The sequence below is a fragment of the Mesorhizobium sp. M2A.F.Ca.ET.037.01.1.1 genome (assembly GCF_003998075.1).
GTDB lineage: Bacteria > Pseudomonadota > Alphaproteobacteria > Rhizobiales > Rhizobiaceae > Mesorhizobium.
In genome coordinates this window covers 1-2,175 of sequence record NZ_RZSA01001045.1, presented here as the reverse complement: position 1 = coordinate 2,175, position 2,175 = coordinate 1, and the positions used below count along the sequence as shown (strand labels likewise).

At 58.7% G+C, this 2,175-nt stretch carries 2 protein-coding genes; both read left to right on the top strand.

The window, feature by feature from the left end; genetic code table 11:
- The first annotated feature begins 404 nt into the window (after nucleotides 1–404).
- Nucleotides 405–1,739, top strand: coding sequence for an alpha-glucosidase/alpha-galactosidase (locus tag EOA27_RS33170; protein ID WP_126080914.1), 1,335 nt, complete (start codon nucleotides 405–407; stop codon nucleotides 1,737–1,739).
- Nucleotides 1,736–2,175: SDR family NAD(P)-dependent oxidoreductase (locus EOA27_RS33165; RefSeq protein WP_127258375.1), on the top strand; the 440-nt coding region annotated here is incomplete at its 3' end. The genes EOA27_RS33170 and EOA27_RS33165, both read left to right, overlap by 4 nt.

The following is a 2,175-nucleotide window of genomic DNA, read 5'->3' as shown; positions in this document are numbered from 1 at the left end:
CAGCCGAGCTCCGTTCCGTCACCAGCAGATATCACCTGGTGAGGAACAGCGGCCCAGAAGCAGTAGATGGCACCTTCGCGCAGGCTGACCTGCTTGCCATTGATGAGATAGGTCATGCCGCCGCGCGTGATGACGTTGAGTTCCACATGGTCGTGCCAGTGGGCTTCCGGCATAGGCTCCACGATATGCGTCTCAGCCAGGAATTCGTCCGGCTTGAGAAAGCGGTTGCCGGTCTGGCGCGGGTCAAGCTGACGCATTCGCTCCCTCCGTTTTTGCGCGCCCCGGCTAGCGCGGTTCCACTTAAAAACCGGAAATATCAATTGCATTCAAGCAAGCATTTTCCGGTTTCCAATGGCAATAGGGAAGCTGCGCCGAAAGCGCATAGCAAGGACTGGATACTCGCAATGCCCAAGATCTGTCTCGTCGGCGCCGGAAGCACGGTGTTCGCTCGCAACATCCTCAGCGACGTGCTGAGCAATGAAGCTCTCTCGCGTTGCGAAATCGCGCTTCACGATCTCGATCCGGACCGCCTTGCCACCTCCGAAATCATGACACGCCGCATCTGCCGCGCGCTTGGGATCGAGGACGAGGTAAGGCTCGTCGCGACAGTCGATCGGGCAATCGCCCTCAAGGACGCCGACTTCGTCATCCTGATGATGCAGGTGGGCGGCTATAAGCCGGCCACTGTCACCGATTTCGAAGTCCCGAAAAGGTTCGGCCTGAGGCAGACCATTGCCGACACTTTGGGCATCGGCGGCATCTTCCGGGCTCTGCGTACAATTCCCGTCGTGTTTGCCATCGCCGACGACATGCGCAAGCATTGCCCGCAGGCGCTGATGATGAACTATGTGAACCCGATGGCCATGATCAGCTGGGCCATGGCAGAGGGCTATCCGGACATTCGCTATGTCGGCCTGTGTCACTCCGTTCAGGAAACATCGCAATTCCTGGCCCGCACTCTCGGCGAGGATATTGCCGACATCGACTATCTGTGTGCCGGCCTTAATCATGTGGCCTTTTTCCTCAAGTTCGAAAAACGCCTACCCGGCGGCGGCCGTGTAGACCTTTATCCGCGGCTTCGGCAGATTGCCCGCGATGGGACTTTTCCCGTCGATGATGCAGTTCGTTTCGCGGTCATGAAGCACTTCGGCCATTTCGTTACCGAGAGTTCCATCCACTTTTCGGAATACACGCCCTGGTTCATCAAGCGCGGGCGCGAGGACTTGCTGGAAGAATTCAGGTTGCCGCTCGACGAATACATCACCCGTTGCGAAAGACAGGTCGCGCAATGGCATGAACTGCGCCACGAACTGGAAGACGAGAGTCGGCCGATCGAAGTCTCGCGCAGCAAGGAGTATGCTGCCGCCATCATTCATGCCTGCGTGACGGGTGAGCCAAGCCTGATCTACGGCAATGTCGCCAACCGGGGCCTAATCGAAAATCTGCCATCGAACGCTGCGGTTGAAGTTCCTTGCCATGTCGATCGCAACGGCATTCAGCCTATCCGCATCGGACGCATCCCGGTTCAGCTTGCCGCCATCATGCGGAGCAACATCAATGTGCAGGAGCTGGCCGTGACGGCCGCCCTCACCGGGAAGCGCGAGCACATCTACCACGCAGCCGCCATGGACCCTCACACGGCAGCGGAGCTTTCGCTTGCCGAAATCGATTCCCTGGTGGATGCGCTGATCGAAGCTCATGGCAGCTTGTTGCCCGCTTTTGCTCGGGCTGCCCAATGAGTGGCTTCGACCTGTTGGGAAAGGTTGCCATCGTCACCGGCGCACAACGCGGGATCGGACTGGGTGTTGCTACTGAACTGGCGCGCGCCGGAGCGCAAGTCGTCCTGACGGGCATAAAGGACGTCGACGGCTATCGCGCCGCCGCCAACATTTGCGCAATGGGTCTGGCAGCAACTTATCGCCGCATGGATACAAGCGATGAGTCGGAGGTCACGCACGTGATCGATGATATCTTTGCCGAGATGGGTCGACTTGATATTGCCGTTGCCAATGCTGCGATCTATCCGAACACCAATATCGCATCGATTACGCCCGACGAGTGGGACAGCGTCATGGCGGTCAACCTGCGAGGGCCCTTCCTGCTGGCGAAGGCTTGCCTGCCCTATTTTCAGCGGCAGCGCCACGGCAGGGTGGTCTTTTTGTCCTCAATAACGGG